Origin of the sequence: Shewanella sp. BJSY2023SW005, from assembly GCF_047314585.1 — a bacterium.
Lineage (GTDB): Bacteria > Pseudomonadota > Gammaproteobacteria > Enterobacterales > Shewanellaceae > Shewanella > Shewanella algae.
In genome coordinates, this window is sequence record NZ_JBKORJ010000020.1 from 67,805 (window position 1) to 81,652 (window position 13,848).

12 protein-coding genes and 2 tRNA genes are annotated in these 13,848 nt (G+C 54.3%); 9 read left to right on the top strand and 5 right to left on the bottom strand.

Features of this window, described 5'->3' with window-relative positions; translation table 11 throughout:
• Positions 1 to 247: 247 nt before the first annotated feature.
• On the bottom strand, positions 248 to 1,060 hold the full coding sequence (gene gloB / locus ACMHXI_RS04625) for a hydroxyacylglutathione hydrolase (protein ID WP_146507470.1): 813 nt from the start codon (positions 1,058 to 1,060) through the stop codon (positions 248 to 250).
• 116 nt (positions 1,061 to 1,176) lie between these two features.
• On the opposite strand from gloB, the gene ACMHXI_RS04630 reads away from it, so the two are divergent.
• Both ACMHXI_RS04630 and ACMHXI_RS04635 read left to right on the top strand, forming a co-directional pair.
• Positions 1,177 to 1,920 (top strand): class I SAM-dependent methyltransferase, encoded by a 744-nt coding sequence (locus ACMHXI_RS04630; RefSeq protein WP_129979723.1) that lies wholly within the window; start codon positions 1,177 to 1,179, stop codon positions 1,918 to 1,920.
• A 5-nt stretch (positions 1,921 to 1,925) separates the two neighbouring features.
• The gene (locus ACMHXI_RS04635; protein ID WP_071237593.1) at positions 1,926 to 2,843 is read left to right on the top strand and encodes a LysR substrate-binding domain-containing protein; all 918 of its coding nucleotides are present in this window, start codon (positions 1,926 to 1,928) and stop codon (positions 2,841 to 2,843) included.
• 27 nt (positions 2,844 to 2,870) lie between these two features.
• Here ACMHXI_RS04635 and rnhA read toward each other — a convergent pair whose 3' ends face one another.
• Entirely contained in the window at positions 2,871 to 3,347 is a 477-nt protein-coding gene (gene rnhA / locus ACMHXI_RS04640; RefSeq protein WP_025009664.1) for a ribonuclease HI, read from the bottom strand.
• A 72-nt stretch (positions 3,348 to 3,419) separates the two neighbouring features.
• Between rnhA and dnaQ the strand changes: the two genes are divergently transcribed.
• The 6 genes from dnaQ to bluB all read left to right on the top strand — a co-directional run bounded on the left by dnaQ (position 3,420) and on the right by bluB (position 8,952).
• On the top strand, positions 3,420 to 4,166 hold the full coding sequence (gene dnaQ, locus ACMHXI_RS04645) for a DNA polymerase III subunit epsilon (protein WP_109248002.1): 747 nt from the start codon (positions 3,420 to 3,422) through the stop codon (positions 4,164 to 4,166).
• Between the two features lie 8 nt (positions 4,167 to 4,174).
• Positions 4,175 to 5,485, top strand: a complete 1,311-nt coding sequence (locus tag ACMHXI_RS04650) for a TIGR03503 family protein (RefSeq protein WP_107004764.1) — start codon at positions 4,175 to 4,177, stop codon at positions 5,483 to 5,485.
• A 110-nt stretch (positions 5,486 to 5,595) separates the two neighbouring features.
• Positions 5,596 to 5,672: transfer RNA gene (locus ACMHXI_RS04655), tRNA-Asp, on the top strand.
• A gap of 50 nt (positions 5,673 to 5,722) precedes the next feature.
• A tRNA-Asp gene (locus tag ACMHXI_RS04660) sits at positions 5,723 to 5,799 on the top strand.
• 204 nt (positions 5,800 to 6,003) lie between these two features.
• Positions 6,004 to 8,007, top strand: coding sequence for a cation:proton antiporter (locus ACMHXI_RS04665; RefSeq protein ID WP_107004765.1), 2,004 nt, complete (start codon positions 6,004 to 6,006; stop codon positions 8,005 to 8,007).
• 201 nt (positions 8,008 to 8,208) lie between these two features.
• Positions 8,209 to 8,952, top strand: a complete 744-nt coding sequence (gene bluB, locus ACMHXI_RS04670; RefSeq protein WP_025009666.1) for a 5,6-dimethylbenzimidazole synthase — start codon at positions 8,209 to 8,211, stop codon at positions 8,950 to 8,952.
• 229 nt (positions 8,953 to 9,181) lie between these two features.
• Here the strand turns inward: bluB and fadE are convergent, their stop codons facing one another.
• Positions 9,182 to 11,632, bottom strand: a complete 2,451-nt coding sequence (gene fadE / locus ACMHXI_RS04675) for an acyl-CoA dehydrogenase FadE (RefSeq protein ID WP_044734422.1) — start codon at positions 11,630 to 11,632, stop codon at positions 9,182 to 9,184.
• Between the two features lie 252 nt (positions 11,633 to 11,884).
• Between fadE and ACMHXI_RS04680 the strand changes: the two genes are divergently transcribed.
• Positions 11,885 to 12,685 carry a class II glutamine amidotransferase gene (locus ACMHXI_RS04680; protein ID WP_025009668.1) on the top strand — a complete coding sequence of 267 codons (801 nt, stop codon included), beginning with the start codon at positions 11,885 to 11,887 and terminating at the stop codon, positions 12,683 to 12,685.
• Here ACMHXI_RS04680 and ACMHXI_RS04685 read toward each other — a convergent pair.
• Positions 12,629 to 13,357: a DUF3108 domain-containing protein gene (locus ACMHXI_RS04685; protein ID WP_413734358.1), complete on the bottom strand. Its 729-nt coding sequence runs from the start codon at positions 13,355 to 13,357 to the stop codon at positions 12,629 to 12,631. The genes ACMHXI_RS04680 and ACMHXI_RS04685 overlap by 57 nt on opposite strands.
• Positions 13,358 to 13,376: 19 nt before the next feature.
• The gene (locus ACMHXI_RS04690) at positions 13,377 to 13,739 is read right to left on the bottom strand and encodes an MGMT family protein (RefSeq protein WP_037436559.1); all 363 of its coding nucleotides are present in this window, start codon (positions 13,737 to 13,739) and stop codon (positions 13,377 to 13,379) included.
• Positions 13,740 to 13,848 lie beyond the last annotated feature (109 nt).

Sequence of the window (13,848 nt, forward strand, 5' to 3'; positions counted from 1 at the left end):
CAATCCTCGAATGATGGCCTGAACAGACAGGCAAACGCACATCAAACGGAAACCCGGGATAGGCCTGGTCCCTTGGCCCGGGATAGCACCTTGGGTGGTACTTTTACCCTGGTTTGGTTTCCGTGGTGAAAAAGAAGTGCCGTTACTGGAAGCCAAGTATTGTTATTTAAAACAAGTAGATAAATCTATCTTGGCCTAGGGTTGTCATAATAACGACACAAAAAAGCGGCTTATTGTAACCCGGTTTTCAGAAATTGTCTTTCCATTGCCTGAGAACTGCAAAGCGGCTCACGGGATCATGGCAGGGGTGGCCGCTGTGGGCCTCCAGTACGCTCTGCAGTGTGTTCTTTTGGCAGCGCATAAAGGGATTGATGGCCTTTTCACGACCAATAGTGGAGGGGAGTGTGGGTTGTTGCTGCTCACGCAGCGCTTCGGCGGCAAGTTGATAGTCAGTCAGTGCCTGGTTATCCGGTTCAACGGCTTTGGCAAAACGCAGATTGGCCAAGGTGTACTCATGGGTGCAATACACCTTGGTGTTGTCATCGAGGGCCGCAAACTGACTCAAGGAGTGGTACATCTGTTCGGCGCTGCCTTCAAACAGGCGGCCGCAGCCGGCGCAGAACAGGGTATCGCCGCAAAAGAGGGCATCGCCAATCAAGTAGGCGATATGATCCAGCGTGTGCCCGGGGACCTTGAACAGTCGACACTCTAAAGCAAATCGGCCTTGCCCAGGCTCAAGCCGATATTCGCCTTCCTCGGTTAGTGCCCGGGTAATGCCTTTGATGGCCGGATTGGCAGGCCCGTAAACCGGGAGCGAGCCGAAAGCTTCCTTCAAGGCCAGGATACCGCCGGTATGGTCGCTGTGATGGTGAGTTATCAGTACCCCGGCCAGTGTCAGGTTATTTTGCGCCAAAAAAGCCAACACGGGCGCGGCATCACCCGGGTCCACCACCCAACAGCAATCACCTTGGGGTGCCACTATGGCCCAGATATAGTTGTCATCGAAGGCGGCAATGGGCGTTATCTTTGGCCGGGCGAGGGGGACATTGACATTGGACATAAGCTCAAGGCTCCTTTGAGTCGACGGGATCAGTTTCAATTTTACTGAGCCTCATACTTGCTTGTATAGGGGGTTCGTTATTAAGCTGAGCCTAGAACGGCTTAACCGGAGTATCTATGCCTCTCTCGTCTGAGTCCAGACCCAGCTCCTGGGACAGTTTGCCAGCCGGTGAGACTATCAAACGTGAACTGGAAAGCAAACTGGCCTATTGGTGGCCCAGAGTGTTTGGTTATCATCTATTGCGCCTGGGGGCCTTAAGCCGCGAACTCGAGATCAAAAACTGCCCGGTCGGGCATCAGTTTTCCCTCTATCCCGGCAAAGGCGCTTCGATAGTCGCCGATTTTGCCTCGCTGCCGTTGGCGCCGGCCAGCATAGATGCGGTGGTGATGAACCTGGTGCTGGAGTTTGAGGCAAACCCTTACCGAATTTTACGTGAAGCCGACAGGGTGCTGGTCAGCGGAGGTTATCTTTTCATCGTCGGGATTAACCCGTTCAGCTGCGCCTTTTTCGGCAAGCTGCTGCCCAGATTTCAGCAGGCTTTACCCTGGAGCGGCCATTTCTTTATGCCGGCCAGGGTCAAGGACTGGCTGGGGCTTCTGGGGTATCAGTTGGTGCACGATGAGCGGCTCTTGTACCATTCGCTGCTCAGCGAAGCCGCGCCCTTGAGGATATGGCATCATTGGCAGCAAAAGTGGCTGCCGGGTACCGGCTCTCTGTATCTGTTGGTGGCCCGCAAGCTGGATTCGCCGTTAACCCCCTTGGGGGATAAACGTCGTCAGCGGATCCCCGGCTGGCAACCCACGCCGACACCGGGATTCTCCGGCAGGCAACTGGAGCGCCACACTAAAGAAGAGCAATAATTGCAATGCGTATTACCCTGAAACAGTTAATGATTTTTGAAGCCGTGGCCCGCACAGGCCAAGTGGCCAAGGCCGCCGAGCGGGTTAACCTCTCCGCGCCGGCCACCTCCATGGCACTGTCGGAGCTTGAAAAGCAGCTCGATACCCGTTTGTTTGAGCGTATAGGCAACCGCTTGCAGCTCAACTCTCAAGGCAGTCTGCTGTTGCCACTGGCCAGCGATGTGCTGCAACGCATCGAGCGCATAGAGCAGGCTTTTACTCCGAACAACCATGAACTGGCCGGTATGTTAAATGTCAGCGCCAGTTCCACCATAGGCAATTTTCTGCTGGCCAAGGCGGCGGTGGCATTCAGCCAGCAGCACCTTCAGACTCAGGTCGACTTGGCGATAGACAATACCCGTAAGGTTATCCGCGATGTGGCCGAGTTTCGCGCCGAGTTGGGCTTTATTGAAGGTTATTGCCTCGACAGTCGTATCGCCGTATTGCCTTGGCATCAGGACTGTCTCAAGGTGTTCTGCCATCCGGCGCACCCGCTGGCGGGAAGCAAGGTCTCGCCAAGCGAGCTCAAAGGGCTCTCCTGGGTATTGAGAGAAGAGGGCTCTGGCACCCGGGAGTACTTTGTCGATGCCGCCAACCGCTTGGACCTGCAGCCAGAAGCCCGTTTCTGTTTTCCAACTCCGGATGCCATCAAACAGGCGGTGAAACAGGGCGCCGGGCTTGGGGTTTTGTCTGAGCTGACACTGGATAAAGAGCTGGCTCGCAGAGAGCTGGCGTTGGTGGAGGTGGAGGGGCTGGCGCTCGAGCGGCCGTTTTACCTTATTCGCCACAAGAGCCACAGCCTGACGCCGTTGGCGCAGGCCTTTATCGACTTTTGCGGCAAATTTTTGAAACTCAAGACAGTCGCGGACAAAGGTAGTCATTAGAGACCAAGCCTCTAAAGACTGTAGCCATTAAAGACTGGCCTGATAACCCTGATCGACAGTGGCAGGGTTGGCCTCGGCGGCTTCGCGGGCCAGGGTGTCGCAACGCTCGTTCTCCGGGTGTCCGGCGTGGCCCTTGACCCAGCGCCAGTCTATCTGATGCTGTTGCGTGGCCTTATCGAGTCGCTGCCAGAGATCGACATTTTTCACCGGCGTCTTGTTGGAAGTGACCCAGCCTTTTTTCTTCCAGCCGTGGATCCATTGGGTGATCCCCTGGCGCATATATTGGCTGTCGCTGGTCAGCACGATTTTGCAAGGCTCTTTCAGGCTCTCAAGCGCTATGATAGGTGCCAGCAACTCCATGCGGTTGTTGGTTGTCAGGGCAAAGCCACCGGAGAGTTCTTTGGTATGCTGTTTATAGCGCATGACAACACCATAGCCGCCGGGCCCGGGGTTGCCCAGGCAAGAGCCGTCGGTGTATATCTGGATCTGTTTCAGTTCGCTCATCAAGTTGTTACCATATCCGGCAAATGCGGGCGAGTATACCCGTAAATTCACTCAGGAAGCTGCAAAAAATAGATGAATATCATATCGAATGCCAGTCGGCAGATCATTCTGGATACCGAAACCACAGGTATGAACCAGGGCGCAGGCCCCGTCTATCTAGGCCACAGAATCATTGAAATCGGCTGTGTGGAAGTCATTAACCGCCGCTTGACCGGCCGCACTTTCCACCAGTATATCAATCCGGGCCAACCCATTGATGAAGAAGCGATTGCGGTTCACGGTATCACAGATGAGAGAGTGGCCAACGAGCCCAGGTTTCATGAAATAGCCCCCGACTTTATCGCCTTTATTCAAGGGGCGGAGATTGTGGCTCACAACGCCTCGTTTGACGTGAGCTTTATGGATCATGAGTTTTCCATGACCCATCCCAGGGGGCCGGTGACGGCGGATATTTGTCAGATCCTCGACTCCCTGGCCATCGCCAAGTTTTTGCACCCAGGGCAAAAGAACAATCTGGATGCCCTGTGTAAGCGTTATCACATAGACAACTCCCGCCGCGAGTATCACGGCGCTTTGCTCGATGCCGAGATCCTCGCCGATGTTTATCTGGCGATGACAGGCGGCCAGACCAAGTTCAACCTCTCCAGTGAACAAGCAGGTCAGGAAGCCGGCGGCATCATGCGTCTCGATGCCAATCGCGCAAAACTTAAAGTGATCGCCGCATCGGCCGATGAACTGAATATGCATGAGCAAAGGCTCGATTTAGTTGCAAAATCAGGCAAGTGCCTCTGGCGCGACGAGCCACAACCTATGGATTGAAGCAAATAATGGGATTGAGACCAGCGCTGGGCCTCATGGTGTGTCTGCTGCTTGGCCTTGGGGCCCCGGCTGTGGCCGAGATAGTACCCAAGGAACAGGCCTCTGAGCTTAAGAATCGTTTTCGGGTCGACCATATGGTCGACAGAATCGTGCTGCTGGTGCAGCGGGAATACGGCTCCGCCCCTGTGGTGGTGGTTTTGCCTGATGGCAGTAAATGGTATGCCTCGCGCCACCCGGAGAATGTCAAATGGACCGATGGTGTCACAGGCGACATGATTGCGGTGGAAAACCCTGTGCCAGGCCCTTGGCAGCTCATTGGTAAAGTGGTGCCCGGCTCGCAAATCACCCGGGTATCCGAGCTGGGGATTGAGGTGGATGAACTGCCTCAGCCACTGTATCAGGGAGAGCGCCTTAAGCTGACCGCCCATCTCACCGGTGATTCGCTGAGAATGCGACTTCCCGGGCTTGAATACCTGTTGCAATGGACGGCGCGTTTTGTTTCCTCCCACAAACCGGGCGATGAAAACTTTGCCGCCGGTACCCTTATTGTCGGCAGTTATCAGGACAACGGAGAGGCGCTGGATGAACGGCCAGATGACGGCACCTTTACTTCCAATATCAACCTCAACCAGCCCTGGGGAGATTACACCCTGCAGGTCAGTGTGCAAAACGATGTGTTTGAACGTGAGTTCAAACAGGCATTTCGCCTCGAACCTTCGCCTGTGGATATTAAGGTGGTTGAGCCGGACGATCCCCTGACTCAGCCATGGGGCCTGATGCTGAGTGCCAATCCAGACATTCTGCGCCTTGAGGAAACCTATTTCGATATTGAGCTTTTGGGGCCGGCCGGATTGCAACTGCCGGTTACTGTGCGTCAGCCCACAGAAGGCACCACGCAACTCGTGCTGCCCCAGGTGAGTGACTTTGGCAGTTACCGTATCAAGGGCACTGTCTTCAGCACAGACAAGCAGGGAAGGGAGCTGGTGTTGACCCTGCCGGAGCGCTTTTTCAATTTTGTCGAGCCACCCAAGCCGCCACCGAGCGCCGAAGAGATGGCCGCCAGGGCTGCAGCAATAGCAGCCAAAGAAGAAGCGGCGGCCAAACAAAATGCCCTTTACCTGATCATAGGCGGTAACGTCTTGCTGTTACTGTTTGGGGTCGGTGCGATTCTGTTTTGGCGCAAGCGTCAAAGTCTGAAGCAGGCCTTGGCTGCGGCTGAAGAGCAGTTGCTGGCAAAACAGCAGGCAGCGCCCAAGGAAGATGATGTGCAGGAAATTGACCTGACCCTACCCGATGAGGATGAGCGCAAATCCAACTGAACATCTTGATTATCCATGCTTTGCTGATTTTTTAGCTAATCGGGATCCTCGGGGTAAAAAAGTTGTTGACGCTGACAAGGGGCCTACGTATTATTCCCGGCAACTTGAGTGGAGCGGTAGTTCAGTTGGTTAGAATACCGGCCTGTCACGCCGGGGGTCGCGGGTTCGAGTCCCGTCCGCTCCGCCAGTCAAGTTAACGAATTCAAGCCTTATTGCCCAGGCGATAAGCAAGAGTTTGGAGCGGTAGTTCAGTTGGTTAGAATACCGGCCTGTCACGCCGGGGGTCGCGGGTTCGAGTCCCGTCCGCTCCGCCAAACAAGCAGAAAGCCCAGTCAGCAATGACCGGGCTTTTTGTTTTATCTGGTTTCAAGCCGATTCTGGCACATTGCCACAAAAATTTCTGATCCCATCCTCTTTAACTCATATATGCTCATACAGAAACAGCGATTGACTCTGGCGTTGCTCATGCTGTAAAGCTGTTTCGGGTCGCCCGAAAGAAACAAAAAAGGATTCTACTTATGGTTGAAAAAATCACCGCCATGCTGGCGTTGATAGGAGTCTTATCTCTGGCGTGTCAGTGGATTGGCTGGCGGATGCGTCTGCCGGCGATATTGCCGCTGCTGCTTTGTGGTTTGTTGCTGGGTCCCGGGCTGGGTTTACTGGATCCCGATGCGATTTTCGGCGACTTGCTGTTTCCCATCATCTCCCTCGGGGTTGCTGTCATTCTGTTTGAAGGGGCGTTGACGCTCAACTTCAAGGAGATCAAGGATCATGGCCGGATGGTGACGCATTTGGTGTCTGTGGGCGCGCTGATCACCTGGGGCTGCATCGCCTCGGCGGCGCATTTCCTGCTGAGTTTTGATTGGCCGCTGGCACTGTTGTTTGGGGCCTTGGTAGTGGTTACCGGGCCGACTGTGATAGTGCCCATGCTCAGAACCGTTAAGCCCAAGTCTCAGTTGGCGAGCATTCTGCGCTGGGAGGGGATAGTGATAGATCCCATAGGCGCCATGCTGGCGGTGTTGGTGTTTGAGTACATTACTGTCAGCGCCGGGCAGACAGCGCATGTACTGCTGGCACTCGGCTCTATGCTGGGTATTGGCCTTGGGCTTGGTGCCTTGGCCGGTTATCTTGTCGGGCGGGTGCTGAGGAGTAATCTCTTACCCCACTATCTAACCAACACGGCTGTACTGACCATAATGCTCGGGGTCTTTGTCGGTTCAAACCTATTGCAGGAAGAGTCCGGCCTATTGACAGTGACAGTAATGGGGATTTGGCTCGCCAATATGCGCGGCGTGGATATTGCCGATATCCTCGAGTTCAAAGAGACACTCACGGTACTGCTTATCTCGGCGCTGTTTATTTTGCTGGCGGCCAGGTTGGATTCGTCGGCCATGCTGGACCTTGGTCTGGGCGGCCTAGGGGTACTGGCAGTGGTGCTTTTGGTGGCCAGGCCGCTGAGCATTTGGCTCTCGGGTATAGGTACTTCGCTCAGCAGCGCTGAAAAGTGGTTTTTGAGCTGGGTGGCGCCGCGGGGGATAGTGGCGGCGGCCGTGTCATCACTGTTTGCCATCAAACTGGAAAAGATGGAAGTGCCCGGCGCCGAGACCATAGTGCCACTGGTGTTTTTAATCATCATAGGCACAGTTGTGATCCAGTCGCTCACCGCCAGACGCTGGGCCAGTATTCTTGGGGTGCAGGCAGGCTCTGCCCGCGGCCTGCTGATCTTTGGCGCTTCCAAGTTTTCCCGGGAGCTGGCCAAGGTGCTCAAGAGCAAGGATATCAAGGTGATCCTTGCGGACAGTAACTGGGATAACATTCGTTTGGCGCGGATGGATAATATTCCGGTTTACTTTGGCAACCCGGCCTCCGAGCATGCCGACACCTATCTGGATTTGACCGGCATCGGCAAGGTGTTGATCCTGTCTCCCTATCGTCAGCTCAACCCTGTGGTCTATTTCCATTTCCAGGATATTCTCGGACAGAAGAAGGTTTATGGTCTCAGTAACACGGAAAGCAACGGTACCAGTGCCCGCCATCAATTGTCTGAGTCCTATTTGAAGCGTATGTGCCTATTCGGTGAAACTGTCTCCTACGCCAAACTGGCCAGTTTGATGTCCAAGGGCGGGGTGCTGAAGAGCACTAACCTGACAGAAAGCTTTGGCTACAAAGACTTTTGCCGCCGCTATGGTGAAACTGTGGTGCCCTTGATGTACCTGAAAAATGGTAAGGTCACTATGTTGACCGGCAACACTACAGATTTGCCAAGCGGAATCGAGCTTATCAGCCTGATCCCCAAAGAGGCGCTGGCGGAGGCATCGGCGCTCAAGGAAGCGGAGGAAACCCTCAAGCAGGCAAGGGCTGAAGCCGAGCAAAAGGCCAAGGAGCAGGAAGCGAAAGAGCAGCAAACCGCGCTAACTGAGGCTGATGTTCAAGACAAAGTGAGCTGTGATAAAGAGGGCGAAGCCGGTGGAAAAGAGAGCGGGAAAGGTAATGGGGAAGACAAGGGGAAAGTTACCGCCTGATCAAATTTGAGCCACGGCGCCGAAAGCAAACGGAAAATACCGGGTCATTAAAACGGCCCGGTATTTTTATATCACAAGGTTTGGCTATAGAAGATTAATGCAGCATCAAATCTTGAGATGCCGGATTGGCGCTTCCTGTAACATGCCTGCTATAGTCCGGGCACCGCAGGCGTTAAAGATCAGCCATCAAAGAGGTGAACCATGTCCGATTTTGCTGTTTCCTCCGAAGCAGAAGCGTTTTCTTTGCAGGAGAGAGAAGCCTTGTACAAGGCGATATTTGCCCGCCGCGATGTACGCAGCCAATTTTTGTCAAAGCCGGTTCCCGAGGAGAGCTTACAGAGGATCCTGGATGCGGCGCACCATGCGCCCAGCGTTGGCTTTATGCAGCCTTGGGACTTTATTCTGGTGCGCAGTGAAGCCAAGCGCCGCGCCATTAAACAGGGGTTTGATGCCGCCAATGCCCGTTCGACGGAACAGTTTAGTGGCGAAAGACGGCTTCATTATCAGCGGTTAAAGCTTGAAGGTATTCTTGAGGCACCTTTGGGGATCTGTGTGACCTGCGATCCCAGCCGCACCGGGCCTGTGGTACTTGGCCGCACCATCAAGCCGGAAATGGACAACTACAGTGCAGTTTGCGCGGTGCAAAATCTGTGGCTCGCCGCCAGAGCCGAAGGCCTGGGTGTGGGCTGGGTCAGTATTCTTGATGATGAAGTGCTGCGTGAGACCTTGGGGATACCTGAGGAGATAAGAATTATCGCTTATTTGTGTCTGGGGCGGGTGAGCGCTTTCAACGATACCCCTGAGCTTGAGCGCAAAGGCTGGTTGCCCCGGCGACCACTTGAGTTGGCTGTCCATGAAGATGGCTGGCAGGCTGCGCAGCAGCAACAAACCGATGAACTGCTGGCCGAATTCTTGCGCCAAAGAGAGCGCCAAAGCGGAAAATGATATCTCATTCTATAGAAACAGTTGAGCTACGCGCAGAGATGAGCCCAGGGCAAGGATGAAATGGCAGAGCGGTAAGGTCGGTGAAAAATAGGTGGATATAGCTACAAGAAGATAAGCACAGAGAAGATAGAGATATAAAAGATAGAGACATAAAAGTGATCAAGTCTATCCAGCCATAAAAGAAAAGGAGACTCAGAGTCTCCTTTTTCATGCTTGTTACTCGACAGGTTTAAGCAGCTTGTTCTTCGCGGCTGTCCTGCTCCAGGCTCTGGGCCTTGAGTTCGGCGGGGTCAAAGTCATCCACGTTGATGGATTTCATTCGGCCGATTTCAGCGCGCTCCAGCAGGGCCACTTCATCATCGCTCAGAACGCCCAGCGCCTTGCCTTCTGCGGCCACTTTATCCAGCCACATAAAGGGCAGACGTTTGCCGGCAGCCTTACAGACTTTGTCATACAAGGGCTCTGCTGCCAGTATGTCTTTGAAGGTCTGCTCCTGAATACCTACGGCATTGTTGTCGCAGGCTTCCCAGAATTGTCCCTTACCCAGACGGTCACGGCTGGCACAAGGGGTCTGCATTATCTTGGCTACCTTGTGGTCCAACACATCACTTGGGCGCTTCAGTGGTCGACCGAAGGGGAACAACACCAGGCGCAGCACGCCGCCGAGGCCAGCAGGGAAGTTATCCAGCAGATCATCCAGAGAAGACTGCAGCTTGTAGAGCGCGTCTTCAACCGCCCACTGTACCAGTGGCAGATCTTCACTCTGACGGCCTTCATCCTGATAACGCTTGAGGGTTGCCGATGCCAGATACAACTGGCTGAGCAAGTCACCCAGGCGGGCAGAGATCCGCTCTTTCCGCTTGAGGTTACCCCCCAAGGTCGCCATCGCCAGATCCGACAGCAAGGCCAGGTTGGCACTGAAGCGGTTCATATGCTGATAGTAACGCTTGGTCTTGTCGGCAAAAGGCGCATTGGAGAAGCGACTGCCGGTCAGGCCCATCCACAGGCTGCGGATAAAGTTACTTGTGGTAAAGCCGATATGGCCAAACAGCGCCGCATCAAAGTTATTCAGGCCACGGTTTACGTCGGTATCAAAGGCCGACTCCATCTCTGCCAGCACATATGGATGGCAGCGAATGGCGCCTTGACCATAGATGATCATTGAGCGGGTCAGAATGTTGGCCCCTTCAACCGTGATGGCGATAGGTGCCGCTTGATATCCGCGTCCCAGATAGTTGTTGGGGCCAAGACATACCCCTTTACCACCGTGAATATCCATGGCGTCGATAACGCATTTCTGCATTCTGTCGGTCAGGTGATATTTGACTATCGCCGAGATGACGGAAGGCTTTTCACCCAGATCAATACCTGTGGTGGTCAAGGAGGTTACAGCATCCATCAGATAGGCATTACCACCGATGCGCGCCATTGGCTCTTCAATGCCTTCCAGCTTACCGATAGGCAGCTTGAACTGACGACGAATGCGGGCATAGGCACCGGTTGCCAAAGCCGCGGTTTTAACACCACCGGCTGAGTTGGAGGGCAGGGTGATGCCGCGGCCAACCGACAGGCATTCCACCAGCATGCGCCAGCCTTGTCCCGCCATTTTCGGGCCACCTATGATAAAGCTCAGAGGAACAAACACCTCTTTGCCTCGGGTTGGACCATTTTGGAACATACAGTTGAGCGGGAAGTGGCGACGGCCGGTTTCCACACCTTCAACATCGGTCGGGATCAAGGCGCAGGTAATGCCCAGCTCTTCCTTATCGCCAAGCAGATGCTCGGGATCTTTAAGCTTGAATGCCAACCCCAAAACTGTGGCAACAGGTGCCAGGGTGATATAGCGCTTGTTCCAGGTCAGTTTCATCCCCAGTACTTCTTCACCTTGCCATTGGCCTTTGCAGACCACACCGAAATCCGGAATGGCGCCGGCATCTGAACCGGCCTCAGGACTGGTCAGGGCAAAGCAGGGAACTTCCAAACCTTTGGCCAGGCGGGGCAGGTAGTGATCCTGCTGCTCCGGGGTACCATAGTGCTGCAGCAGCTCGCCCGGGCCAAGTGAGTTGGGCACACCTACGGTCGAGGCCAGTTCACTGCTGACACCGGCCAGCTTTTGCAGTACCCGGGATTGGGCGTAGGCAGAGAACTCCAGACCCCCGTACTTCTTCTTGATGATCATCGCAAAGAAGCCTTTGTCTTTGAGGAACTGCCATACTTCGGCAGGCAAGTCCGCCAATTGATGGGAAACCATATGCTGGTTAACCATGCGGCAGACTTCCTCCACAGGTCCTTCCAGGAAGGCATGTTCTTCGGCGCTCAGACGGGCAACCGGATAGTTGTGCAGCTTCTTCCAGTTGGGATTACCGGCGAAGAGATCGGCTTCCCACCAGGTAGTACCGGCTTCAATCGCCTCTTTTTCGGTAGAAGACATCTCCGGCATGATGCCGCGATAGAGTTTAAGTAATGGCCGGGTTATCACACTCTGCCTGAAGGCACTCAGGTTCAGCGGCAGGGCAATAACCAGGAAAATTATCCAGCTAATCAGTCCAGTTACATCCAGCAGGCTGCCTGCTGCCATGACCACTGCGGCGGCTATGGTTGCGGTCAGCAGGGATACTCTGAGGTACGCTGCTGCTCCTAAAACCAAGAGCAATGCCAGGATCCATAGTAGGGTAGTCACTGTTTGTTCTCCTTAATAAAACGACCACTTTATTCAGTGTAGAACGCCTCGCTTGAGGGCGATCAAGATCACAATTATAGTATGTGGTCAGACCTGTGTCGCAATAAAATTAAACCTAAGCGAAATCGAATACAAGCATTTTTCAAACAATTGTTTAAATTTTTTATTGCAAGCAATAATTCCCCTGCCGACACGGCTTGGCTACAATGCCGCAGATAATGAAATAACAGATTCAGTGACAGGAAAAACAAGATGTGTGAGCTGCTGGCGATGAGTGCCAATGTGCCAACGGATATTGTCTTCAGCTTTACCGGGCTGGCGGAGCGAGGCGGGGTGACCGGCCCCCATGTGGATGGTTGGGGGATCACCTTTTATGAAGGCAAGGGCAGCCGCACCTTCAAGGATGCCAGTCCCAGCAGCCAGTCCCATGTGGCAAGCCTTATCAAGTCATACCCGATCAAGAGTGAAGTGGTGGTCAGCCATATTCGGCAGGCCAACCGCGGTGAAGTCTCGCTGGAAAATACCCACCCCTTTACCCGCGAGCTTTGGGGCCGCTACTGGACCTATGCCCACAACGGCCAGTTGTCTGACTATGAACAGAAGTTTCAAAGCGGCCGCTTTCAGGCCGTGGGTGACACAGACAGTGAGCAGGCCTTTTGCTGGATAATGAGCCGTCTGGTCGAGCGTTTCGGTGAATCCGAGCCGGACGATATTTTGCCCGTGTTTGAGTATGTGGCTCAGCTTGCCGAGGAGATCCGCACTCTTGGGGTGTTTAATATGATCCTCAGCGACGGCCGTTATCTGATGAGTTATTGCAGCAATAACCTCTGCTATATCACCCGCCGGGCGCCCTTTGGCCGGGCGCAACTGATAGACACGGATGTGGTAATTGATTTCGACACCCAGACCACCCCCAAGGATGTGGTCACTGTCATAGCCACCCGGCCGCTGACCGGCAACGAAAACTGGCAGCTGTTGGCGCCGGGGGATTGGAAATTATTCCGTCTTGGCGAGCTGGTTATTGACTTCCGAGCCCAGGCTCAGCTTGGCTAACTTGATATCGAGCTGCTTGCTGCCTGACTCAAAGTGGGTCAGGCGCACCGGCAGCCAGCCGAGATCCGGCGCCATCCAAACAAAGGTCTGCCGTTTGGTGCTGTCTCGAACCACTTCCAGTTTCACCGTGTTATAGACGCCACTGTCCAGTGTCATCCGCTCCTTACCGACTATCTTGAAACGATAGTCATCTATCTCGTTGTCCTTGACCAGCTCATAGGCCAGAGGCTCCTTGCCGGCGGCGAGATCCAGCCGAAACTGCAGCTGTACCATCAGGGCATCGTAGAGAGTGCCTGAATAGTCCAATTTGTTCTTTTCATCCTTGTAGCGACTGAAAATTTTGCCCTGTTCCTTGGCAAAGGCTATCTGCTCATTGAAGTTGGGGCCAGTGCCGGTTCGCTGATGGCTGAAGCGCAGCGGCGTCAACTGACCATCCTGATAGGTAAACTCACTGCGGATATGGCGTTTATCGCTCAGCACCAAGAGGCTGAGATCACTGTCCAATTTGTATTGATAGAAGTCGCCCTCTGGCGGCAACAGCATAAAACGGGCGCCACCGAGATTGATTTCGCCATAATTGACCTGATATTCGGCGGTGTGGGGTGCCAGGGGGCTGGTCTGCGCCCATAACGGCAAGGGCAGTAACAGTATCAAAAGTAGAAGCGAACGGATCAAAGGCAGTCTCCTGTGGTTAAAACGGCATGGACAAGACCAGAGTGGCCATGTCCGGCCGCCACTCATATTCAGACAGGGCAATTCTGCCTTGGTTCACTTGTACGCCTTCGCTGCGCAGCAGGCTCATCTGTAGCTGAAACGGATGGGTATCCTTGGCAAAGGAGATTTTCCCCTGACTGTTGATAACCCTGTGCCAGGGCAGTGCCAGGCTGTCCGGCGCCTGTTTCAGTGCCCGGGAAACATAGCGGGCCCGTCCGGGCAAGCCGGCATAGTCGGCAATTTTGCCATAGCTTGCCACCCGACCTTCGGGGATCAGTGCAACTATGTGCCAAATCTTCTGCATTGGACTTAGTGGCGGGGCGCTCGTTTCCGGGGTCATCTTGGCTCCTGATGCTATTGGCGCAAATTATAATACCATTCCATAGCGGAGGTTACTCACTTGGCAAAAGTGCCATGGCCGCTCTGCGCTGCACACGCAAGGTTTGCCT

What these genes read in the sequence shown, in the direction of transcription:
- gloB (WP_146507470.1), bottom strand. Translation starts at nt 1,060, where the DNA reads ATGTCCAATGTCAATGTCCCCCTCGCCCGGCCAAAGATAACGCCCATT.
- ACMHXI_RS04630 (WP_129979723.1), top strand. Translation starts at nt 1,177, where the DNA reads ATGCCTCTCTCGTCTGAGTCCAGACCCAGCTCCTGGGACAGTTTGCCA.
- ACMHXI_RS04635 (WP_071237593.1), top strand. Translation starts at nt 1,926, where the DNA reads ATGCGTATTACCCTGAAACAGTTAATGATTTTTGAAGCCGTGGCCCGC.
- rnhA (WP_025009664.1), bottom strand. Translation starts at nt 3,347, where the DNA reads ATGAGCGAACTGAAACAGATCCAGATATACACCGACGGCTCTTGCCTG.
- dnaQ (WP_109248002.1), top strand. Translation starts at nt 3,420, where the DNA reads ATGAATATCATATCGAATGCCAGTCGGCAGATCATTCTGGATACCGAA.
- ACMHXI_RS04650 (WP_107004764.1), top strand. Translation starts at nt 4,175, where the DNA reads ATGGGATTGAGACCAGCGCTGGGCCTCATGGTGTGTCTGCTGCTTGGC.
- ACMHXI_RS04665 (WP_107004765.1), top strand. Translation starts at nt 6,004, where the DNA reads ATGGTTGAAAAAATCACCGCCATGCTGGCGTTGATAGGAGTCTTATCT.
- bluB (WP_025009666.1), top strand. Translation starts at nt 8,209, where the DNA reads ATGTCCGATTTTGCTGTTTCCTCCGAAGCAGAAGCGTTTTCTTTGCAG.
- ACMHXI_RS04680 (WP_025009668.1), top strand. Translation starts at nt 11,885, where the DNA reads ATGTGTGAGCTGCTGGCGATGAGTGCCAATGTGCCAACGGATATTGTC.
- ACMHXI_RS04690 (WP_037436559.1), bottom strand. Translation starts at nt 13,739, where the DNA reads ATGACCCCGGAAACGAGCGCCCCGCCACTAAGTCCAATGCAGAAGATT.